Annotated in this window: 17 protein-coding genes and 2 pseudogenes; 11 read left to right on the forward strand and 8 right to left on the reverse strand. The window is 73.4% G+C overall.

All coding sequences use genetic code 11. From position 1 onward, the window contains the following. Position 1 precedes the first annotated feature (1 nt). A complete protein-coding gene (locus tag CFP65_RS37550; RefSeq protein ID WP_104820359.1) occupies positions 2-2167 on the reverse strand; it encodes an MMPL family transporter in 2166 nt (721 codons plus the stop codon). A 120-nt stretch (positions 2168-2287) separates the two neighbouring features. Beyond that, positions 2288-2911 carry a TetR/AcrR family transcriptional regulator gene (locus CFP65_RS37555; protein WP_104820360.1) on the reverse strand — a complete coding sequence of 208 codons (624 nt, stop codon included), beginning with the start codon at positions 2909-2911 and terminating at the stop codon, positions 2288-2290. A gap of 72 nt (positions 2912-2983) precedes the next feature. Between CFP65_RS37555 and CFP65_RS41650 the strand changes: the two are divergent. Beyond that, positions 2984-3475 (forward strand): annotated as a pseudogene (locus CFP65_RS41650) (cupin domain-containing protein); the annotation flags it as partial. An 18-nt stretch (positions 3476-3493) separates the two neighbouring features. Beyond that, positions 3494-4315, forward strand: a complete 822-nt coding sequence (locus CFP65_RS37560) for an alpha/beta fold hydrolase (protein WP_256387316.1) — start codon at positions 3494-3496, stop codon at positions 4313-4315. Positions 4316-4683: 368 nt separating this feature from the next. Here the strand turns inward: CFP65_RS37560 and CFP65_RS37565 are convergent, their stop codons facing one another. Then, a complete protein-coding gene (locus tag CFP65_RS37565) occupies positions 4684-5574 on the reverse strand; it encodes a hypothetical protein (protein WP_104820362.1) in 891 nt (296 codons plus the stop codon). A gap of 264 nt (positions 5575-5838) precedes the next feature. On the opposite strand from CFP65_RS37565, the gene CFP65_RS37570 reads away from it, so the two are divergent. After that, positions 5839-6807 (forward strand): helix-turn-helix transcriptional regulator, encoded by a 969-nt coding sequence (locus CFP65_RS37570; RefSeq protein WP_104820363.1) that lies wholly within the window; start codon positions 5839-5841, stop codon positions 6805-6807. Between the two features lie 37 nt (positions 6808-6844). Here the strand turns inward: CFP65_RS37570 and CFP65_RS40335 are convergent, their stop codons facing one another. After that, on the reverse strand, positions 6845-7591 hold the full coding sequence (locus CFP65_RS40335) for a MarR family transcriptional regulator (protein ID WP_217368229.1): 747 nt from the start codon (positions 7589-7591) through the stop codon (positions 6845-6847). A gap of 192 nt (positions 7592-7783) precedes the next feature. Here CFP65_RS40335 and CFP65_RS37580 point away from each other — a divergent pair. Next, a pseudogene (locus CFP65_RS37580) lies at positions 7784-8416 on the forward strand (type 1 glutamine amidotransferase domain-containing protein); the annotation flags it as partial. Between the two features lie 23 nt (positions 8417-8439). After that, on the forward strand, positions 8440-9219 hold the full coding sequence (locus CFP65_RS37585) for a group II truncated hemoglobin (protein WP_104820365.1): 780 nt from the start codon (positions 8440-8442) through the stop codon (positions 9217-9219). A gap of 16 nt (positions 9220-9235) precedes the next feature. Here CFP65_RS37585 and CFP65_RS37590 read toward each other — a convergent pair whose 3' ends face one another. Then, entirely contained in the window at positions 9236-10150 is a 915-nt protein-coding gene (locus CFP65_RS37590; RefSeq protein WP_104820366.1) for a phosphotransferase family protein, read from the reverse strand. After that, complete coding sequence (locus CFP65_RS37595) at positions 10147-11382, reverse strand: MFS transporter (RefSeq protein WP_104820367.1); 1236 nt, start codon at positions 11380-11382, stop codon at positions 10147-10149. Before CFP65_RS37595 ends, CFP65_RS37590 begins: the two co-directional genes overlap by 4 nt. A 75-nt stretch (positions 11383-11457) precedes the next feature. On the opposite strand from CFP65_RS37595, the gene CFP65_RS37600 reads away from it, so the two are divergent. Beyond that, entirely contained in the window at positions 11458-12027 is a 570-nt protein-coding gene (locus CFP65_RS37600; RefSeq protein WP_254552774.1) for a CGNR zinc finger domain-containing protein, read from the forward strand. A gap of 161 nt (positions 12028-12188) precedes the next feature. Here CFP65_RS37600 and CFP65_RS37605 read toward each other — a convergent pair whose 3' ends face one another. Beyond that, positions 12189-12977 (reverse strand): VOC family protein, encoded by a 789-nt coding sequence (locus CFP65_RS37605; RefSeq protein ID WP_104820369.1) that lies wholly within the window; start codon positions 12975-12977, stop codon positions 12189-12191. Between the two features lie 374 nt (positions 12978-13351). Here CFP65_RS37605 and CFP65_RS37610 point away from each other — a divergent pair, with 374 nt between their 5' ends. Next, positions 13352-15295: a glycoside hydrolase family 5 protein gene (locus tag CFP65_RS37610; RefSeq protein WP_104820370.1), complete on the forward strand. Its 1944-nt coding sequence runs from the start codon at positions 13352-13354 to the stop codon at positions 15293-15295. A gap of 169 nt (positions 15296-15464) precedes the next feature. Next, positions 15465-17363, forward strand: coding sequence for a hypothetical protein (locus CFP65_RS37615; RefSeq protein ID WP_104820371.1), 1899 nt, complete (start codon positions 15465-15467; stop codon positions 17361-17363). 24 nt (positions 17364-17387) lie between these two features. On the opposite strand, the gene CFP65_RS37620 is transcribed toward CFP65_RS37615, so the two are convergent. Further along, on the reverse strand, positions 17388-18467 hold the full coding sequence (locus CFP65_RS37620; RefSeq protein ID WP_104820372.1) for a LacI family DNA-binding transcriptional regulator: 1080 nt from the start codon (positions 18465-18467) through the stop codon (positions 17388-17390). A gap of 173 nt (positions 18468-18640) precedes the next feature. Between CFP65_RS37620 and CFP65_RS37625 the strand changes: the two genes are divergently transcribed. The 3 genes from CFP65_RS37625 to CFP65_RS37635 all read left to right on the forward strand — a co-directional run bounded on the left by CFP65_RS37625 (position 18641) and on the right by CFP65_RS37635 (position 21799). Further along, positions 18641-19309 carry a response regulator transcription factor gene (locus tag CFP65_RS37625; RefSeq protein ID WP_104820373.1) on the forward strand — a complete coding sequence of 223 codons (669 nt, stop codon included), beginning with the start codon at positions 18641-18643 and terminating at the stop codon, positions 19307-19309. Between the two features lie 176 nt (positions 19310-19485). Then, positions 19486-20700 carry a HAMP domain-containing sensor histidine kinase gene (locus tag CFP65_RS37630; RefSeq protein WP_254552775.1) on the forward strand — a complete coding sequence of 405 codons (1215 nt, stop codon included), beginning with the start codon at positions 19486-19488 and terminating at the stop codon, positions 20698-20700. A 49-nt stretch (positions 20701-20749) separates the two neighbouring features. Beyond that, on the forward strand, positions 20750-21799 hold the full coding sequence (locus CFP65_RS37635) for a glycosyl hydrolase family 18 protein (protein WP_158702566.1): 1050 nt from the start codon (positions 20750-20752) through the stop codon (positions 21797-21799). The last annotated feature ends 6 nt before the right edge of the window (positions 21800-21805 follow it).

Here is a 21805-nt window from a genome sequence, read left to right on the forward strand (position 1 = left end):
TTCAGTCCTTCCCGATCGATACCGTAGCCCACTCGGGGCGCGGCGCTTCGGCTTCGTCGGTCCCGGTCGGCTTGATGCGCAGCAGGCGGGTGGCTCGGTTCGGCAGCCACCAGTTGGCCGTGCCGAACAGGGAGACCAGGGCCGGCAGCAGGAGCATCCGGACCACGACCGCGTCCAGGACGACACCCGCGGCCAGTCCGGCGGCGATCTGGCGCACGGTGATGTCGTTCGCCGTCGACAGCGCGGCCAGGGCGAAGAACAGGATCAGCGCCGCGCTGGTGACCAGCCGTCCGGTCCGGGACACCCCCTCGACGATGCCCTGGTGCGTCGATCGGGCCCGGTCGTAGCCCTCCCGGACGCGGGCGAGGATGAAGACCTCGTAGTCCATCGACACGCCGAACAGGAAGCCGAAGATCAGCACTGGGGCCAGGCGGTCGATCGCGCCGTAGGAGTTGGTGCCCCACAGCGCATGCATCCCGAGGCCGTGCTGGAATACCAGGACCAGGAGGCCGTAGGAGGCGGCGACCGACAGCATGTTCAGCAGCACGGCCTTGGCCGGCAGCAGGATCGACCTCATCCCGCGAGCCAGCAGCAGGAACGTCACCACGGCCACGATGCCGAACAGCAGCGGGAACGATCCGTACGTGGTCTGCACCAGGTCGACGTTCAACGCGCCGTCGCCGCCGACCAGCGCGCCGGGCGGCACGGTGGCACGGATGTCGGTCAGCGAGGTGCCGCCGCTGTCCGTCCCGATCTCGTGCCGCGGGATCGCGATCACCATGCCGGTGCCGGTGCCGTTCCAGCCTGGGCCGGTCGGGGCGACCGCTCCGTACAGGCTCGACACACGGTCCAGGGAGTCGACCGTGGCAGCGGCCTGCGACGCGTCGGGGACCCGGATCGGCACCGCCGTCAGAGTGCCGCTCGGGAAACCGTCAGCCGTCAGCGCGTGCAGTCCGTCGGTGTAGGAGCCGGCGGAGGCCAGCGCGGCGGTCGTCGGCTGCGCGATGTTGATCGTCGCGGCGGTCCCGGCCAGGCCGATGAGGATCCCCAGGCCGAGCACGGCGGCGGCGACCCGGTGCCGGATGACCTGCCCCGACCACCACGTCCAGAACCGGCCGGGGCTCCCGGACCTGCGGCGGCGCGGCCAGTCGGCCTTCGCGCCGATCTTCGACAGGACCACCGGCAGCAAGGTCAGGGCGACGAGCGTCGCGGTCGACGGGATGAACAGCCCTGAGACGCCGATCCCGCGCACCAGCGAGTTCGGGACGACGACCAGCGCGCACAGGCCGAGGGAGGCCACGATCCCGCTGAACCACACCGAGTGCCCGGCGCGCTTCATCGCCACGCGCACCGCCTCGTCGTTGCCACGTCCCGCCGCGCGCTCCTCCCGCCACCGGGTGACGACCAGCAGCGAGTAGTCGATCGACAACCCGAGACCGAGCAACGCGACGATGTACTGGACCGACGGGCCGATCGGAGAGGACGCCGGCATCACATACGTCAGGGCGTAGATCAGCAGTTGCATCGTCAGCACCGAGACAAGCGCCATGATCAGCGGCAGGAACGCCAGGAACGATCCGAACACCCAGGCCAGCACGGCCAGCGCGCCGAGCGCGCCGATGATCAGCTCGTTGAGGACGCTGGAGTTGGCCTGCTGGCTCTGGTTCCCGGCCTCCAACGCCTTCTGGCTGGTGCCGTGGACGGCCAGTCGCGGCGCGGCCGTCCTCGCCGCCGCCGTCAGCTCGTCGACCGTCTCCGGGCTCATGTCATCGCCCTGATGCGGCGGATAGGCCAGGACGATCGTGCTGGTCCCGTTCGTCCCGACCAGATTCCTGCTGCCGGTCGAGGCGTAGGAGACGACGCGCAGCGTCGGAGCGGCCTTGGCGAGCGCCGCGTCCACGGCCTTCAGCTGCGCCTGGACACCTGGCGAGGCGACCCGCTGCCCGGCCGGTGCATCGAGCACCAGCACGCCCGGGTCCTCGGTCGCCCCGCCGTACTCCTTCGCTATTCGCACGTTCGCGTGGTACGCGGCCGTGTTCAGGTGCGTCCCGGGCTGCAGGCGGCTCGACACCGACGGCGCCACCACGACACCGACGACTGTGATCACCAGCCAGGCCAGTCCCACCAGCCCACGGTGTCTCAGCAGAAACCCGCTGATCCTGTCCATGGTTCCCTCCGAGGTAGAAGTTCGGACTTCGCTCGAAAGGTAGGGAGCAGCGGCTTACCGGACGCTTTCAGAGAGCGCGGTCCGGACCGGCGACGGCCGCTCGCGGGCCCCGCCCGGTGGTCAGGCTCGGGTGGCGTCGAGGGCCGCGCGGGTCAGTGTGGTGGCGGTGTGGACGGCGCTGGCGATCGCGTCCTCGGGCGGGAGCCCGAGCAGGTCGGTGAGGGTGAACAGGGCCTCGGCACTGATCACGACGGTGAGGTCCCGTTTGAGCTGGGCCAGGGCGGCGGGGTCGGTGCCGGGGGAGTCCGCGACCGGAGCGAGGGCGTGGTCGATGAGCCCGAGCCGGAGTGCGGGGCGGGTGACGGTGCCGTCGGGTCTGGTGATGGTGGCCGCGATCATGGCCCGGACGGCGCCCTGGTAGGTCAGTACCTGCCGCAGCAGGTGCTCGGTGGCGGCGGCGACGCGCTCCACCGGATCGGTGGAGCCGGCCACCGCGCGCAGCGCTTGCTCCGGCGTGGGCCACTCGCCGGCCATCGACTCCTGGAGCAGGCTGGCCAGGTCGGGAAAGTACCGGTAGGCCGTGGCCTCGGAGACCAGGGCCGCCTTGGCGACCTCCGGCATCGTCACCTCGCGCCCACTACGCATCAGTTCGACCGCGGCGGCCACGATCGCGGCGCGGGTGCGCAGCTTCTGGTTGACGCGCCCGCCCGCGCGCTGGGGTGTCACCGGTTCGCTCCTCTGCATGCCGTCATGGTAGCAAGCGGACTCCAATGATGAGAGTGCACTTGCACGAGTAGATGTGAGCGCTCTATATTCATGAAAGTCAGCTCTCACGAAGTGGTGGAGGATTTGGCCATGGAAGCAGTCGTCTCCGTCGTTCCTCCTGGTGGCGGTGAGGTCATCGACCTGGACCGGGCTCGGATCCGAATCCTGGAGGACGGCCGCACCACAGGGCACAGGCTCGGCATCGCCGAGATCACTATCCCGCCCCACACTGAGGGGCCGCCCCAGCACCGGCACGCCCGGCACGACGAGGGCTTCTACGTGCTCTCCGGCACCGCCAGGTTCACCGTCGGCCGGGACGTGCACGAGGCGCCCGCCGGGACGCTGGTCATGGTCCCGCCCGGCGCCCCGCACACCTTCGCCAACCCCGGCGACCAGCCCCTGGTCATGGTCAACACGTTCACCCCTGACCTGTACGTCCAGTACTTCCGGGACCTTCGCGACATGGTCGCCGCCGGCCGCCCCATGACCCCGCAGAACATCGCGCAGGTCATGGAGCGCTACGCCACCACCCCGCACACCGAGCAGAAGGAAGCCGTCCCCATGACCGTCTCCGCCCCCGCCACCACGACCCGCACCATCGACCTGCCCCACGGACCGGCCGTCACCGTCCAGGAGTTCGGCGAGAACCGCGACGGCACCGCCGTGCTGGTGCTGCACGGCGGCGCCGGACCGGGCTCCATGGCCGGCTTCGCGGCGGAGCTGGCCCGGCACGCCCACGTGGTCGTGCCGACCCACCCCGGCTTCGACGGCACCTCCCGCCCCGAGGGCGTCGACACGATCGCCGACCTCGCCTCCGTCTACCTCGACCTCATCGACGAACTCGGGCTCGACGGCGTGCTGGTGATCGGCAGTTCGGTCGGCGGCTGGATCGCCGCCGAGATGGGACTGCGCGACACCCGCCGCCGGATCAGCGCCCTGGCCCTGCTCGGCGCCACCGGCATCACCCCCGAGCCTCCGCTGGCCATCGCCAACCCCGCCGAGCTGGGCCCGGCCCGTACCCTCGAGCTCTCCTTCCACAACCCCGCCCTGCGGCCCGACCCCGCCTCGTTCAGCGAGGAGCAGAGGTCCGCCGTCGCCGCCAACCAGCGCACCCTGGCCGTGTACGCGGGCGACCCGTTCTGCCACGACCCCAAGCTCCGCTCCCGCCTGCACCGCGTCACCGTCCCGGTCCTGGTGCTCGCGGGCGAGCAGGACGGCATCGTCCCGCTGGAGTACGGGCGCGCCCTGGCCGACTCCTTCCCTCACGCCGTCTTCCACCCGGTGCCCGAGGCCGGTCACTTCCCGCACATCGAGCAGCCCGGTGTCGTCCTCGCCGCCCTCGCCGACTTCGTCGCCACCGACGTCAAGCCCGACGGCGAGTGACCTGGCAGTAGTCGGCAACGGGCCGACCGTGGACGCCTGCTCGCTGCGCGGTTGGCCTCAGCCGGCCCAGGTCTGTTGTCCCTGCGGCGTTGTAGAGGCGGAGGGAACCGTCAGCGACGAGGCGGTCCTTGCCGCAGGTGGCCCACCCGTTGGCGTGGCCGGGGAGCCTGTCGAGGGCCGTGCGACAAGCCCGGGATCGACGACAGGATCACCGGGAAGCGCGCTCCGAAGCTCGTGGTGCAGCCGGTGCACGCCCGGGTGGTTGCCTCGGCCGTCGTCGCCCCGCCGAACTCCAGTCCCGTCGAGATCAGACCGACGGCCAGGCCGGCGGCCCCGATGCCGATACCGAGGCCGCCGGCCCGGGGGCGTCAGTGCTGCAGGATCTCGGCCTGGTAGCCGCCGCAGCCGTTGGTGGAGTACATCGAGGAGATCCACCACCCGGCCGGGACGGTCGAGTTGGCGCAGACGTTGATGCCGTTGAACAGGCTGTTGGTGATGACCTCGATCAGGTGGCCGCCGCAGCCGCTCGCTGACCGGGCGGAGGTGATCACGTAGCCGGGCGGGATCGGCGAGTCGCCGCAGACGTTGACACCCGGGAAGGGCGTGGCCAGGTTCTCGGACAGAGTGCCGCCGCAGCCGTTGGTCTGCTGTTCGGCCGTGATCACCCAGCCGGCCGGGACGGTGGAGTTCGCGCACACGTTGATGCCGTTGAAGAGCTGGTTGGTGATCGTCTCGCCGAGGTGGCCGCCGCAGCCGTTGCCGGCCGACTTCGCGATGATCACCCAGCCCGCAGGGAGGGTGGAGTCGGCGCACACGCCTATCCCGTTGAAGAGCTGGTTGGTGATGGTCCCGCCGAGGTGGCCGCCGCAACTGTTGGTCTGCTGTTCGGCCGTGATCACCCAGCCGGTCGGGACGGGGGAGTCCATGCAGATGCCGACGCCAGGGTAGGCGATGCGGAGCGTGGCGCCCAGGTGGCCGCCGCAGCCGGCGCCGGCCTGCTCGGAGACGATCACGTAGCCGTCCGGGATCGGGGAGTCGGCGCAGATGCCGATGCCGTCGAACGGCGGCTGGACGGTCAGCTCCAGGTAGCCGCCACAGCTGTTGCCGGCGTACTCGGAGACGATCACCTGGCCGGGCGGGACGGGCGAGTTGCCGCAGATCGTGACGGCCGAGGCGGGAGCGGCGAACGCCACCACCCCGCCCGCGAGGACGGCCAGGACGGCGACGAGGCGTCCGAGCCAGTGTGCGATGGGTTTCATGTGGTCTCCCGGAGGGGTGGACGGGCGGCGCGGCCGCGGTTCGGGCGGACGGGACGGGCGGACGGGACCGGTGGTGCGCCTGTGGGTCCGGCGGTCCCGGTGCGCCCACCACAGTGGCGGTCCTGCCGACCGCGGCCAACACCGTCGCGACTCGGACAAACAATTGCGGAAAAAGATCACCCTCTGGTCATCGGCCGGGTTGCTGCGGAGAATCGCGTCCGGACAATCAATCGACGGGAAGCCGCAGCACGGGGGAGGGCGCCGGTGGGCCGCAGGCAACGGAGTCTGGACCCGGAGGCGGGGCCGGTCGCGGAGTTCGCCCTGCGGCTGCGCGCCCTGCGGGAGCAGGCCGGCACCCCGACCTTCGCCGCGATGAGCCGCCGGGTGCACCACTCGACCACGGTCCTCTCGGAGGCGGCGGGCGGATCGGACCTGCCGACCTGGGCGACCGTCGAGGCCTTCCTGGAGGCGTGCGGCGAGTCCGACCCCGGCCCGTGGCGTGACCACTGGGAGCGGGCCCGCGACGCCTTGGGCGAGCCCGTGCCCCCGGCGGACAGGCCCACGGAGGAGCCGGCCACCGCCGGGCCGCCCGGCCCGGTCACCGCTCTGCCATCCGGCTCGGCCGGCTCGGTGGCGACCGCCCCTCGGTGGTGGGCCACCCGCGCCGCTGCCGCCGCGGCGGCGCTGGTCGTCGGCCTCACCGCAGGCCTGCTGGCGGGGCGTCAGTTACCGCGCGACAGCGGGGCGCCGACCGCCCTGCGGCCGGGGCCGTCGCGGGCGCTGCCGACCGTCGTGGTCGTCCCGGCGCCCGTACCGCCGCCCTGGCCGGCGGCCGGCTCCGGCTGTGACGCCCGCACCCACTGGGTGTACCAGTACGACCACGCGTACCAGGGGCAGGTCTACACCCTGCTCGCCCGCCCCGACGGCACGCCCGCCGCCACCGCCGTCACGCTGACCTGGGGCGCCTGGCGCTGGCAGCAACCGGTGACGGTGCAGCCCGGTGTCCCGGCCCGCACCACCGGCGGCACCCTGCTGCTCTACACCAAGCTCGACACCAGCCTGCGCGACCCCCTGGTCACCGTCGACACCACCGACCCGGTCTGCGCCGCCTTCGGCACGGCCGGCCCCACCTCGGTGGCCCCCCTCTCCACCGTCGACGCCAACCAGGGCTGGACCGGCGCCGAACCCACCGCTGACACTCCGGACGCCACATCGGGTTCGGCCGGCACGTGACCGGTGATGGGGGATCGGTGGATCGGCCTCGGTGGGCTCAGGGAGCGGAGGGAGAGTCGGAGGGAGGGTCGAAGGGGTCGAGGGTGGTCTCGTACGGCTCCTCGGCACGGAGCAGGCGCAGGGTGACAGGGGTGCCGGGGGTGTCGCCGGGGGTGGTGAGGTCTTCGGGGGTGCGGACCTGGGTGGTGCCGCGGTGGGTGAGCAGGTCGCCGGTGCGCAGGCCGGCCCGGGCGGCGGGGCCGGTGGGGTCGACCCGGGTGACCAGGAGGCCGGTGCGGTCGGTCAGGCCGACGGCGGCGCGGGTGCGGCGGGCGATCCGGGCGGGTTCGAGGGTGGCGCCCCAGAGCTGGGTGGCGGTCGGGCCGGTCTGTTCGAATGAGACGAGCAACTTGCGGAGCAGGGCGGCCAGTTGATCCTGCTCCTCGGGGGTGAGGGCGGAGAGGTGGCGGTCCTCGCTGGCCAGGTGCTCGGGCGCGATCCGGTCGAACAGCTCCAGGCCGCTCTCGGTCAGCCGGACGGTGAAGCTGCGCCTGTCGGCCGGGTCGGGTTCGCGCACCACGACCCCGCGCTGTTCGAGCCGGGCCAGCCGGACGCTCACCGTGCCGGAGGTCAGCCCGAGCGAATCCATCAGCCGGGCCTGGCCGAGCTGGTAGGGCGCACCGGCCCGGCGGAGGTTGACCAGCACCTGGAAGTCGGCGGGGGTGAGGTCGAAGCCGGCGAAGACCTCGGCGAGCGCCTCGTCGAGGTGGCCGCGGACCCGGGCCAGGCGGGTGATCACGCCCACGGGCGCCACCGCGAGGTCGGGACGCTCGTGCTGCCACTGCGCCAGGATCGCGTCGACGCTGTCACGCCGCGCACTCGTCCGACCACCACCAGCGGGTCGACACCCGCACCGACCGCCCCCGCGAGATCCTGATCGTGGTCGCCAACCCGGACCGTCAGCAGCAACAACGGCTGGCCGGTCGGCTTCTGGGGCGCCGAACTCACCCACCCCTACTACGAACTGACCGAGGCCGGCTTCCAGGTCACGATCGCCTCCCCGGCGGGCGGGAGAGTGGAGCTGGACGCCCTCTCCGACCCGCGCGACCCCTCGAAGTGGTCCGCCGAGGACCTGATCACGATGGGCTTCGTCCACACCCCCGAGCTCCGCGCGCTGCTCGACCAGACCCCGGCGCTCGACCAGCTCGACCTGGGCCGGTACGAGGCGCTGCTGATCGCCGGCGGGCAGTCCCCGATGTTCACCTTCCGGGACAACAAGCCGCTCCACCAGGCCATCCGCACGTTCTGGGAGGCCGAGAGGATCGTCGCCGCCTACTGCCACGGCGTGGCCGCCCTGGTCGACTGCGAGCTCGCCGACGGCAGCGCGCTGGTCGCCGGGCGCACCGTCACCGGCTTCTCCAACACCGAGGAGGAGTACAGCGACCGCGCGGCCGGGGTGCAGATCATGCCCTGGCGCGCCGAGGACGCGCTGCGCGAGCGCGGGGCCAACTACATCAGCGCCGGCCTGTTCAAGCCCTTCGCCGTCCGCGACGGGCGCCTGATCACCGGCCAGCAGCAGTACTCCGGCCGCAAGGTCGCCCAGGCCGTCATCGCCGCCCTCGGCGTCTGACCCCAGCGAGGAGAGACACCCGCATGACCGTCGAATACATCCGCTACCGCATCGGCCCGGACCGGCGCGCCGAGTTCGAGGCGGCCTACCGCGCCGCCGCGCCGGCCCTGGCCGCCTCCGAGCACTGCCTCGACTACGAGCTGACGGAGTGCGAGGAGGAGCCCGGCAGCTACGTGCTGCGGATCCGCTGGACCTCGACCCAGGCCCACCTGGAGGGCTTCCGGCGCTCGCCGGAGTTCACCGAGTTCCTGGCCGCCGTCAAGCCCTACCTGGGCGACATCGAGGAGATGCGCCACTACCGCCCCACCGGGGTCACCGGCACCGGCCGAGGCGCCGAGCGCAGCGACCCGACGCTGTACGAGTACCTCGGCGGGGCGCCCGCGCTGGCCCGGCTGGCCGAGGTGTTCTACGCCAAGGTCGCCGAGGACGAGCTGCTCGCCCCCGTCTTCGCCGGGATGGACCCGGGCCACCCGCAGCACGTCGCGCTCTTCCTCGGCGAGGTCTTCGGCGGCCCGCCGACCTACAGCGCCGAGCGCGGCGGCCACCCGCACATGGTCTCCCGCCACCTCGGCCGGGCCCTGACCGAGCCGATGCGCCGCCGCTGGATCGGGCTCCTGGAGGACGCCGCGGACGAGGTCGGCCTGCCCGCCGACCCCGAGTTCCGGGCGGCCTTCCGCGGCTACCTGGAGTGGGGCACCCGGATGGCCCTGATGTTCTCCGCCCCCGGCGCCGACCGCGTGGTGCACACCCCGATGCCGCGCTGGGGCTGGGGGCTGCCCCCGCCGTACCGCCCCGAGGGGTGACCCCAGGGTGGTGGAGTCAGCGGCGCGCTTCGCGGCTCCACCAGCCGGTGGTCCGGTCCAGCCACTTGACCGTCTCGCTGAGCTGGTACGGCACCTCGTCCCAGTCGTACGGGTCCTCCCCGGCCGCTCGGGCGAGGACCGCTCGGGCCAGGGGCTCGAACCCGAGGGTCAGCGCCCAGATCCTGGTGCGGCGCAGCTGCTCCGGGGTCAGCTCGCCCTTGCGGGGTTCCCAGTGCTGGGAGTACAGCCAGCCGGCGTCCAGGGCGGGGTCGAAGCGCTGCGCCCGGTCCCAGCCCAGCACGCCGACCAGCCGGGTCCCGTTCCACAGCAGATTGGTGGCGTCCAACCGGCCGTGGACCAGGGTGGGTTCGGCCGGGGGCAGGTCGCGTGCGACGGTGATGCGGCGGCGGGCCTCGCGGCGCTTGGTCCAGGGCAGACGCGGCACCACCTCGCCGAGCAGCAACTCGGCCCAGGCCTCGCCGCCGACGCCCTCGTGCGGTGCGCCGAGCAGGTCGGCCAGCGGAGCGGTGTCCACCTCGCGGAGGGTGGCGAGGAGTTCGCAGAGGTGCGGCGGAGGGACGGACCTCAGCCGGTGGGGGAAGTCCCGGAAACGGTGCTGGGTCTTCTCCCCGTACAGCCAGCGCAGGGCCACTGCGGTGCGCCCGTGGGCCGTCACCACCTCGGCCAGCGGCTCCGGCACCGAGAACGGCAGGCCGAGCCGGGCCAGGCGCCGCAACAGTTCGGCCCGGCGCGGCAGTTCGGCGGCGACGGCGGGGGTCCGCGCCACCAGGACCGTGGCGGTCCCCGGCAGGAGGAGCACGTGGTAGGAGGTGCCGCGCAGCCACTCCGCCCCGAGCCAGCGGTGGCCGGGCAGCGCCGCCTCGGCGACGGCCGCCAACTCCTCGTCCGCGTACTTCTGCCAGCTGCTCATCCCAGCAGGGTAGTTCGGATCGCTGAACGGGGGGTGGAGGAGGGGGCGGGGGAGAGCGTGCGGAGGCCCGGGGTGAGACGGAGGTGGAGGGCGGCGAGCAGCAGGCAGAGGCTGGCCGTGGTGAGCCAGAGTGCGGTGGGGCCCGCGTGGGCCAGGAGTTGGGTGCCGAGGACGGGGGCGAGGGTGGCCGCGACGCCCCAGCTGGTGCCGAAGACGGCGAGGTAGCGGCCGGTGCCGCCGGGCGGGGCGAGATCGGTGACCAGGGCGTAGACCCGGCCCAGGACGAGGAGGTCGCCGAGGCTCGACACGGCGGAGGCGGCGAGCATGCCGGGGAGTGAGGGCACCGCCGCGTAGCCGAATTGGCCTGCGGCGAGCAGGAGATGGGCCAGAGCGAGGGCGGCCGGGGTGCCGAGGCGGGTGAACCGGGGGAGCCGGAGCAGGGGTTGGGCGAGCACGGTGGTGACCGCAGCGGCGGTGAACAGCAGACCGGCGTCGGCGGCGGGCAGCCCCTGGCGGGCGAGCGCGAGCGGGAGGGACACGGCGGTCTGCTGGTTGATCAGGGCGTAGGCGGTACCGGTGGCCAGCACGGTGAGCAGGGCACGGTCGCGCAAGGGTCTGATGGTGGTGGGGAGTTGGGAGTGGGTATGGCGCGGGCGGTCGCGGGGGAGGGCGAGCCGGAGCAGCAGGGCGCAGGCCAGGCAGCTGACGGCGTCGGCGGCGAAGAGCCAGCGCAGGTCCGCGCCGCCGAGCAGGGCGGCGAGCAGCCCGGCGCCCATGCCGCCCGCCGCGAGCGCCGCGCCGAGCAGGCCGAAGGTGCGGACCCGCTGCTGCTCCGGCACCGATTCGCCGATGATCGCCTGGCTCGGCGGCTCGTACAGCTCGAAGGCCAGCCCGAGCAGCACCGCTGCGGTGGCCGTCCAGAGGAGGGAGGTGGCGGCGGCGATCGCCAGCTGGGCGAGGGCGCAGCCGCCGAGGCCCAGCAGGATGGTGGTGCGGCGGCCGATCCGGTCGGCCAGGTGCCCGCCGGCGAGCCGGGACGGGATGGTGGCCAGCCCGAAGGCGGCGCTGACCAGGCCTGCGGTGGTCAGGTTCGCGCCGTGGCCGGTGCTGATCAGGGCGGTGAGGAAGGGGAGGGAGAAGGCGCCGAGGCGGTTGACCAGGCGGGCGAGGAGCAGGACGCGGACGGTGCGGGGGAGGGGTGTGGTGCGGCTGGACCGTTCGCGGCGTGCCAACGGTGGCTCCCGTCACTGGTGAATCGGATATGGTCAGTGATGAGAACGGTAGGCGCACGAAAGGTAACCGGTCAAGTGTTGTTCGACAGTCACATGCGGACCCTGCTGGACGCCTCGGTCGCGCTGGTCAACGCGCTGACCGACGGCGAGGCGCGCGGGCGCGGCTACCTCGCCCCGACGGGCGCCGAACGCGTCGAGGCCGTCCGCACCGCCCTCGCCGTCGGTCCGGACCTCGGGCCGGAGGCGGCCGACCACCTGGCCGGGACGGCCCGCGCCCTGCGCACCGTCTTCGAGGCCGTCGCCGCCGACCGCCTCGACGAGGCGGCACCCGCGCTCAACGCGCTGCTCCGCGAGACCGGTGCCCGCCCCCAACTCGACCGCACCCCCGGCGAACCCTGGCAGGTGCACTTCCACGGCGCCGACGACTCCTACGCCGTCGGCTGGAGCGCCGGCTGCGCCACCGGCCTCGCGATGGCCATCGGCGGCGACTACGCGGGCCGGCTCGGCCTCTGCGCGGCCCCGCGCTGCGATCGGGTCTACGTGGACACCTCGCGCAACGCGGGCCGTCAGTTCTGCTCGACGGCCTGCCAGAGCCGGGTCAAGGCCGCAGCGTTCCGCGCCCGGCGGGCCCCGGGCGAGGCCTGATGCGCATGTCAAGGCGCCGCCGGCCGCGGACCTCGACACCGCGGCGCACCTGCTGAAGGCGTCCGAGCAGGCGCTGGCGGCGCAGGCCGAGGCAGACAAGGTCGGCGACGCGTAGGGCGCGGAGGGGGCCGGTGGGGGCCGGTGGGCCGGCGGCCGGGAGGTCAGGTGGTGGGGCTGGTGACCACCGCGAACGGGGCGCCGAAGGGGTCGAGGAGCATGCCGATCCGGCCGACGGCGCCGGCGTCCATCGCTGGGATGATGACGGTGGCGCCGAGCTCGGTGGCGCGGGCGAGGGCGGCGTCGCAGTCCGTGACCTCGAAGTAGGGGTGCCACTCGGAGGTGGAGCCGGCGTCGAGGTTCGCCTGGGGGAGCTGCATCAGGCCGCCGTGCCTGGTCTCCGGGCCGCCGCCGGCCGGACCGGCGATGGTGTAGACGAGGCCGTTGCCGAGCGGGTTGTCGCGGGTCTCCCAGCCGAGGACGGCGGAGTAGAACGCCTTCGCGGCCGGGCCGTCGGTGGTGTAGAGCTCGATCCAGCTGACGCTGCCGGGGGCGTTCACGAGCTCCAGGCCGTCGGTCTCCCCGGGCTGCCAGACGGCGAACTCGGCGCCCGTCGGGTCGGTGAAGCCGGCCATCCGTCCGGCCGTGAAGACGTCCGCCGGCGGGAAGCGGACCGTGCCGCCCGCCTGCTCGACGGCCTTGGCGGTGGCCTCGGCGTCCAGGGTGCGGAAGTACACCGTCCAGGCCGAGCGCGCACCCTCCTCGGTCAGCGGGCCGAGGGCGGCCACCGTCCGGCCGTCGTGGCGGAAGTAGCCGTAGCCCCCGGCCTCCGGGCCGGCGGAGGTGAACTCCCAGCCGAACAGGCCCTGGTAGAAGGCCACGGCGGCGTCGAGGTCGGGGGTGCCGAGGTCGAGCCAGTTCAGCCCGCCGGGGACCTGGGTGGAGGTCAGCATGGGTGCTCCTGTCGCGTGTGTGCTCTCTCCCGGGGAACGCCCCCAGGGCTTGCCCTCAGCCTGGCAGCGGGCACCGTCAGGAGCGGCGCAGCGGGCCCTCCGGGTCAGCCATTCGGCCGGTGCGGCGGGGTGTCAGGCGTCCGGTGCGGCCGGTGGTGGGCGGGGCTGACGGATGGGGAAATGGGCGGTGTCGCGATCATGAAATGCTCGGCGGATCGGGCCCGGGTGGTGTCGGAGGACAGGGCCGGGGGCTAGATCTCCAGCGGCTGGAAAACGCTTTCCTGGTGTCCGCCCTCCTGACAGGTACTCACCAGTAGCCGTAGCATGCTCGCCAATCACGCGTGCACCCCCACCCTCTTCACGTCTGGAACGACATGAGAAGACTCGTGACCCGTGCCCTGGCGGCCGGCACCGCCCTGTTCGCGTTCGCGGCCACCGCCGCCGGGGGCGCCGCGACCGCCTCGGCCACCGCGCCGAACGCCGCTCCGGCCGCTGCGCCCGTGGTGCTGAGCGGCCCAGAGCTGGCGGCCTCCTGGAGCGGTCCGCTGAGCACCCGGGGGCGGTACATCGTCGACGCCGCCGGCAACCGGTTCAAGCTCAAGTCCGGCAACTGGGCTGGTGCACAGGGGACTTGGGAGGGCAGCGGCTCCACCACCGACCCGGCGAACAACCAGGCCGGGCAGGTCTCGTACAACCTCCCGCTGGGCCTCGACCGGGCGCCGATCGCCCAGATCCTCGCCGGCTTCCACCAGGTGGGGATCAACAGCATCCGGCTGCCGTTCGCCAACGCGCTGATCCACGACACCGCGCCGGTGCCGGACGCGGCGGTGGCGGCCAACCCGCAGCTCAAGGGCGAGACCCCGCTGCAGGTGTTCGACGCGGTGATCGCGGCGCTCACCGCGGACGGCTTCGCGGTGATCCTCAACAACCACACCACCAGCTACCGGTTCTGCTGCGGGCTGGACGGCAACGAGCGGTGGAACAGCGGGCAGAGCACCCAGCAGTGGGAGGACGACTGGGTGTTCATGGCCAACCGGTACAAGGCGAACAAGCGGGTGGTCGGCGCCGACCTGCGCAACGAGGTGCGGCGGGACACCTGGGACGACCCCAACTGGGGCTGGGGCGACGGCCATGACGAGAACGCGGCCTTCGAGGAGGCCGGCAACAGGATCCTGCAGGCCGACCCGGACCTGCTGATCGTGATGGAGGGCATCAACTGGTACGGCATCCCGGCCGCGCTGTTCAGCCACGGTCGGCCGATGCTCACCCCGGTGGCGAACCTCTCCAACACCCTTATCCAGTCGGGCAAGTTGGTGTACTCCGCACACTTCTACGCCTACACCGGCCCGGCCAACACGGGGGCCGGCAGCGGCCCGGGCGCCACCAGTGACCCGCGCTACGAGGACTTCACCCCGGACCAGTTGGCCTCGGTGGTCAACCAGGAGGCGCTGTTCGTCACGCAGGCCGGACAGCACTTCACCGCGCCGGTCTGGGTGAGCGAGTTCGGCGCGGGCGGGCGCGGTTCGACGGATGCCAAGGAGCAGGCCTGGTTCCGCGCCTTCACCGACATCCTGGTGGCCAACGACACCGACTTCGCCGTCTGGCCGCTGGTCGGCTGGCAGAACGGTGGTGTGCCACAAGACAGTTGGGCGATGCTCTCGTACGATCCGGCCGGCCGTCAGCTCTCGGTCGAGGACCCGGGCGACTGGCGGGCCACCGACTGGAACAAGCTGGTGAACGCGGCCTCGGCCAGCGGCCCGATGGCTCGGCCGGCCCGGTGGAACCAGCTGAACCTGGACCACGCCGACTACGACGTGTCCGCGCGGATGTCGGCGCTGCCCGACTGGAGCGCGGGCAACCGGAAGGGCAACTGCCCGGACGGGGAGCGGCTGACCGGCCTCGGCCGGAGCGACAGTCGGGGGCTCTGCACGGACGCGGGCGAACCGGCGCCGGGTGCGGGCGGCTGGGTGACGGTGACGGACGAGCGGTACGTCACCCACGGCGACTGGGCCTCCGGCTACAACAAGTTGCAGTGCCCGGACAACACCTTCGCGGTCGGGTACAGCGTGCACGGCAACGCGATGGCGGCGCTGCTCTGCGCCCCGGCCACCGCTGCGCTGCCGCTGAACGGCCGGAACGTCTGGTTCGACCACGGCGACAACCGGCCGGCCACCGGCGGGTCGAACGCCAGTGACTGGGCGCCCGGGTACTACAAGGGCCAGTGCGGCGACAACGAGTACCTGGCGGGGGTCGCCTACACCTGGCAGTGGAACCACGGCGGGGTGCCGGATGCCCTGCTCTGCCGTCCGCTCGGCTGACGGCCCGTGAAGTGAAGTAGCCGGGCGCCGGGCAGACACACGAAGTTCATGACAAGTCTGCTCGGTGCCCGGAGTCTGGTAAGCGCTTTCCAAGACGCTCGAACGCAAGACGCTCGCCCGCACCATGCCCGGACCACCTGTCGTGCTCCCTGACCCGAGAGGTCCCCACGTGGCCCCACGCAAGCTCCTGCTGCTTCCCGCCGTCGCCACCTCCACGCTGCTGATCCTCGGCGGCGGAGCCCTGAACCTGGTGGCGGCGCTGCCCGCGCAGGCCGACACCCCCGTCGCGACGGCGCCGACACTCCCCACCACGCTGGCGCCCACGGCGAGCGGCACCCAGACCGCCACCGTCGCCGCGCCCGCCGCCTCGGCCGGCGCCGCCGCGCCGGCCACCCCGGCCGCGGCCGGGCTCGCGCTCTCCTCCTACGACCCGAACAGTGGCCAGGCGGTGCTCAAGCCGACCGCCAACTCGCCTGCCGGACCGGCTGGTTCCGCCGCTGCCGTGCAGCCCGGCCAGCTGATCGACAGTCCGCCGACCCCGGCCGCCCCGCAGGGCGCCCTGGTGGCCGTCACCGGTGTGCAGCAGGCCGCCGACGGCACGGTGGCGGTCACCACCCGGCCCGCCGCGCTGCCCGAACTGCTCGGGGCCACCAAGGCGAGCCTGCAGGCTCCGCTCGACCCGGCCTCGCTCCAAGTGCAGCCGCAGGTCAAGGACTTGCAGGTGTCAATCAACCTGACGCCGACCAGCGGTCAGGGCACGATCGCCGGCGGGCTCGGGCTCAGCGCCGACACCACGGTGCCGCTGCCGAACGGGTCCACCGCGCACCTGGCCGGATCGGTGGAGATCGACCCGACGGTGAGCTTCTCCTACCAGGGCGGGGTGCTCACGCCCCAGCAGGCCCGGATCGGCTTCGACCTCGGCGCGCACGCCGACTGGCACATCAGCGGGGCCAACCTCGGGGCCGGCGTCGCCTTCAAGATCCCGCTGGCCAAGCTCAGTTCGAGCCCGGTGGTGATGGTCGGCCCGCTGCCGGTGGTGATCAACCTGGACTTCGTCCTCTCGCTGGACGTGAGCGCCGACGGCACCGTCACGGTGGACGCCGAGCAGAGCTACGACGGCCACTGGGGCGTGCACTCCGACTACACCAGCGCCCAGGGCTGGACCACCACCACCGACCCCGGCACCTCCACCGTCTCCCCGCTGAAGCTCAACCTCAGCGGCTCGGCCTCACTCAAGACCGGTCTGCTGGCGGAGGGTACGATCGCGCTCTACGACTCGCTCGGGGTGAAGGCCTCGATCGAGCCGTACCTGCGGACGGCCGTCAACGGCACGGTGGTGCTCGGCTCCGGCGCGCCGAGCGGCGGCGGCACCGTCGACCTGTACGGCGGGCTCGACATCAACGGCGCGCTGATGGCCCGGCTGGCCATCCTCGGCACCCCGATCCTGGAGAAGGACCTGCCCTTCCTGGCGTACCACCAGGAGTGGCCGATCACCTCGCAGAGCCTCGGCCAGGCCCCGACCCCCTCGGTGACCTGGACCTCGCTCAACTCCGCCAACGCGGACGACAACCGCTCCGCCACCCTGAAGGCGGACTGGGACCCGTACGCCCGCAAGGCCACCTGCCCGGACGGCAGCCGGCTGGCCGGGCTCAGCTACGGCGGTGACCAGGGCCTCTGCACCAGCGTCACCCGCCCCGACCTGTGGGCCGCCGACCACGCGACCGAGGTCGACCACGGCGGTACGTACGTGAGCACCGACTGGGCCTCGGGCTACAACAAGGCGCAGTGCCCGGCCGGTTACGCCGTGACCGGCTACAGCCGCAACGGCACCACGATGGGCGTGCTCTGCGCCAAGTCGGCCGCGCCGCTGGGCACCGCGAGCCGGACGGTCTGGTTCGACAGCGCCGACAACCGGCCGGCCGCGGCCGGTGGCGGTGACTTCGCCTTCGGCTCGTACAAGGGCCAGTGCGCCGACGACGAGTACGTCGCGGGTGTCGCCTACCGCACGCCGTGGTGGCAGCTCTGGGCCGCGCGGCCGTACGCGCTGCTCTGCCAGAAGCTCGGCTGATGGCTCGCCCTGCCTGACGCTCCGTCAATCCGACGGCGCGGGCCCGGTGCTGGAACGGACGGTCAACTCCACGTCCAGTTCCACGGTGCGCCGGGGCCCGCGCCGTTCCGGTGCCTCCAGGAGCAGTTCGAGGGCCCGGGCGCCGAGCCGCTCCAGGGGGAACCGGACGGTGGTGAGGCTCGGGTGGAGATCGGCGGTGAAGGGCAGCCCGCCGAGGCCGACCACCGAGACCTCGGCCGGGACGGCGCGGTGGAGGTCATCGCGGAGGGTCGTGAGGGCGCCGGCCGCCAGGGTGTCGTCCACGGCCAGGACGGCGGTCAAGTCCGTTTGCTTGGTGAGCAGTTGTGTGGCCGCGGAGCGGCCGTCGGCACGGGTGAGCTCGGTGCGGGTGAGGTGCTCGGGCGGTAGCGGAGCGCCCCGGGCGGCGAGGGCGCGGCGGATCCCGTCGAGCTGCCGGTCGGCGCCGACCAGGCCGGCCGGGCCAGCGAGCACGCCGATCCGGCGGTGGCCGAGCTCCCAGAGGTGCGCGACCGCCAGCTCGGCGGCGCGGCGGTGGTCGACGGTGACCAGGTCGGCGTCCAGGCCGTGGTCGCCGATGCAGACCACCCGGCCGCCGTCCTCGGTGAAGCCGGTCAGGGTGTCGGCCAGCCGCGCGGCGAAGGCCGGCTCGGTGCAGCCGCTGCCGGCGAGCAGCACGCCGTCGGCCCGCTGGGTGCGCACCCGGCGCAGGTAGTCCAGTTCGAGCAGCGGTTCGCGGAAGGTGGCGGCCAGCATCACCATCAGCTCGTGTTCGCGGGCCGCCCGGGAGACCCCGGCCACGATGGCGGCGAAGTACGGGTCGGCGATGTCGTGGATGACCAGCCCGATCGTCGAACTGCGCGACCGGGCGAGCGCCTGGGCGGGCGCGTTGGAGACGTAGTCGAGCTCGGTGGCCGCGGCCAGCACCCGTCGGCGCAGCTCCTCGCCGACCGAGCGGCCGGTGGCGCCGTGCAGCGCCCGGGAGGCGGTGGCGATCGAGACGCCCGCGTGCTCGGCCACCTGCTGCAGCGTCACGGCAGCGGAGGACCGCTCCGTGCTGCTGCGTGCCCTCGGGGTCCTCGCCATGCCGGTACGGTACCCGACCCGATCGGCGCCCCGGTGACGGCCGAGCGGCGCGGCGGCCTGGCGGGTTCGTCCGCCGCGGGTGGGGCAAGGGAAGCCGGGCCGGTCACGGTGGGTGAGCGCGGGCCGGTCCGGAGCGGTCGGGAGTGGTCGGGTGGCGGGTAAGGTCGGGCGGTATGCGAGTACTGGTGATCGAGGACGATCCGGAGCTGGCGCCCGTGCTGGTCCGGGGCCTGCGGGAGGCGGGGTTCGCCGTCGATCTGGCGGATGACCTGGCGGCGGCCGACCTCAAGCTGGCCGTCAACGTCTACGACTGCGTGGTGGCCGACCGGATGCTGCCCGACGGCGACGCCCTGACCCTGCTGGCCGCCCAGCGGAAGGCGGGCTCCACCCTGCCCGTCCTGCTGCTGACCGCGCTGGACGCCGTCACCGACCGGGTGGCCGGCTTCGAGCACGGCGCCGACGACTACCTGGTCAAACCGTTCGCCTTCGCCGAACTCGCCGCCCGGGTCAGGGCGTTGTGCCGACGTGAGCAGCCCGCGCGGCCCTCCGAACTGCGGGTCGGGGAGCTGGAGTTGGACTTCCCCCGGCGGCGGGTGCGGCGGGCCGGGGTGCTGCTGACGCTCACCGCGAAGGAGTTCGCCGTGCTGGAGGTGCTGATGCTGCGGGCGGGCGAGGTGGTCACCCGCAGTGAGCTGATCGAGCGGTGCTGGGACGAGCAGACCGAGCCGTCCTCGAACGTGGTGGACGTGTGCATCGGCCAGCTGCGGCGACGGCTGGGCCCGCCCGAGCTGATCGAGACCGTCCGGGGTGCCGGGTACCGGCTGACCGACGAGGGCCGGTGAGGCGGGTCGGGGGGCGGTTCGGGAGCCGGCTCGGGCGTATTCGGAGGCGCGGCGGTGGCGGCGGTGTTGGCGGTGCCGCTGCCGGTGGCGCTGTCGGTGTCGGTGCCGGCCTCGGCTCGGTGAAGCGGGCCGGGCGGCCGCCCGCCGTGGCGCGGCTGTACCGGGTGCGGTGGGCGATGACACTGCTGTTCGCGGTGACCACGGCCGGGTGCCTGGTGGTGTTGGCCACCATCGCGGTGCGGATCGACGGGCAGTCGCGCGAGCACGTGCTGGACGAGGCCGTCACCCACCGGGCGGACGGGCTGGCCCGGGTGGTCTACTACGAGGACGCGGGCGGGCTGCGGTTGGACGGCCTGCGGGACGACACGCTGGCCGACAGTGCGGAGGCGCTCGGCGTGGTGCAGGCGGCGACCGGGGCGGCGCCGCAGCTGCGCGAGGCGAAGCCCGGGCCGGGCGGGCTGCCCGATCAGGCCGGTCTCGACGAGATCTGGGCCACCGTGCAGCACGAGCAGGAGACCGTGACAGTCGAGGCCACCACCGCCGACGGCCATCCGTTCCGGTGGGCGGTGGCCCCGGTCTGGGAGGGTGACCGGATCGACGCCGCCGTCCTGGTCGGTGCCGATCCGGCCCGTAGCGAGGCCGACCACACCCGGCTGATCAGCTGGCTGACGGCCGGTTGCGCGGCGCTGGTGCTGGTCGCGGCGGCCGTGGGGCACCTGCTCTCCGGCCGGTCGATGCGGCCCGCGCTGCGCGGGCTCGAGCAGCAGGAGCAGTTCCTGGCCGAGGCCGCGCACGAGTTGCGGACCCCGCTGGCCACCCTGCGGCTGGTGGTCGAGAGTGGCCGGTCCGGGCGGCGGCCCGGTGCGCTGGACGAGGCCGTCGGCCTGGTCGACCGGCTGGGTCGGTTGGTCACCGGTCTGCTCGCGCGGGCCCGGGTCGAGGCGGGCACCCAGGAGCTGGAACGCACCCCGCTGCGGCTGGACCAGCTGGTCGAGCAGACGGTCGAGGAGTTGGACCGGGCGGAGCTGGTGACGGTCACCGCCGAGGCGGTGGTGGTCGAGGGCGACCCCGAGCTGCTGGCGCAGGCTGTCCGGAACCTGGTGGAGAACGCGCTCCGGCACGGCGGCGGCACTCCGGTGGAGGTGACGGTCGACCCCGGTCGGGTGGCGGTGCGGGACCACGGGCCCGGGGTGCCGGCGGCGGACCGGGAGCGGGTCTTCGAGCGGAGGGTGACGGGCGCGGGGAGCGGCGGGACGGGCACCGGCTTGGCGATCGTCCGCTGGGTGGCCGAACTGCACGGTGGCAGCGCCGAGTTGTCGGCGGCGCCCGGGGGCGGGGCGGTGGTGGAGCTGCTGCTGCCGGAGCGCGGGGAGCCGGGACGGGCCGGCTGACCCGGTCGACTTCATCCTCCGCCCATCCGGGCTGGGGGAGGGTGGGGTGGTGAGGATCGTGGAGAAGCGGGCCGGGTCGGCGGCGATGGTGTTGGTGGTGGTGGCCACGCTGGCCGGGTGTGTGCCGGGGGCGGCGGCCGGGCCGGGGCGGCAGGAGCATCCCCGGGCAGTGGCGGTGAGTTCGGCGCGGTCCGGGCTGCCGGTGCTGGGGTACCAGGAGGCGGGCGACCCGACCACGCTGATCGATGCGGCGGCATCCGGGCTGGGATCGGTCGGGGTGGACGGGGTCAACGTCTCCGCCGACGGCCGGACGGTCGGCACGCCGGACGGCACGGCACTGGCCCAGCTCGCGACGGCGCACGCGCACGGGTTGCGGGCGGAGCTGCTGTTCGGCAACTTCGCGGCGGAGCAAGGGGATTTCGACGAGGAGGTGGCCCACCGTCTGCTCGCCGACCCGGCGAACCTCGCCCGGGTCGCCAAGCGGCTCGGCGCGGTGGTGGCCGAACAGGGCTGGGACGGTGTCCAGGTCGACCTGGAGTCGCTCGTGGCACGGGACACCGCCGGGGTGACGGAGTTCGTCCGCGCGCTGCGGCGGGCCCTCCCACCGGGGCGGAGCCTCGGCATCGCGGTCACCACCTACTCGGATGCCGCCGCTTATCCGGCCAACGGCTGGGACCTGGCAGCGCTCGGTGCGGTGGTGGACCGGGTCGTGCTGATGGCCTACGACGAGCACGGCAGCCCCGGCAGCCAGCCCGGCCCGGTAGGTGAACTGGCCTGGCAGGAGGCGGGGTTGACCGCGCTGCTCGGGCAGCTGCGGCCGGAGCAGGTGGACTTGGGCGTGGCCGGGTACGGGTACCGGTGGTCGCCGACGGGTGCCGTCACCCAGGTCGGCGTCCGGGAGGCCCGCGCGGTGGTGGCGGCCGAGGGCGCCACGGCCGCGTACGACGGCACGGCAGGCGAGTGGCACGCCACCCTCGCGGACGGCGGCGTGCTCTGGTGGTCCGATGCCCGATCCCTGGCCGACCGCCGGGAGTTGGCGGCCCGGCACGGGGTGCACGGGCTGGCGCTCTGGGACCTCGGGCTGGCCGCCTCGGCCTGAGGAGCG

This window comes from Kitasatospora sp. MMS16-BH015, assembly GCF_002943525.1.
Classification (GTDB): domain Bacteria; phylum Actinomycetota; class Actinomycetes; order Streptomycetales; family Streptomycetaceae; genus Kitasatospora.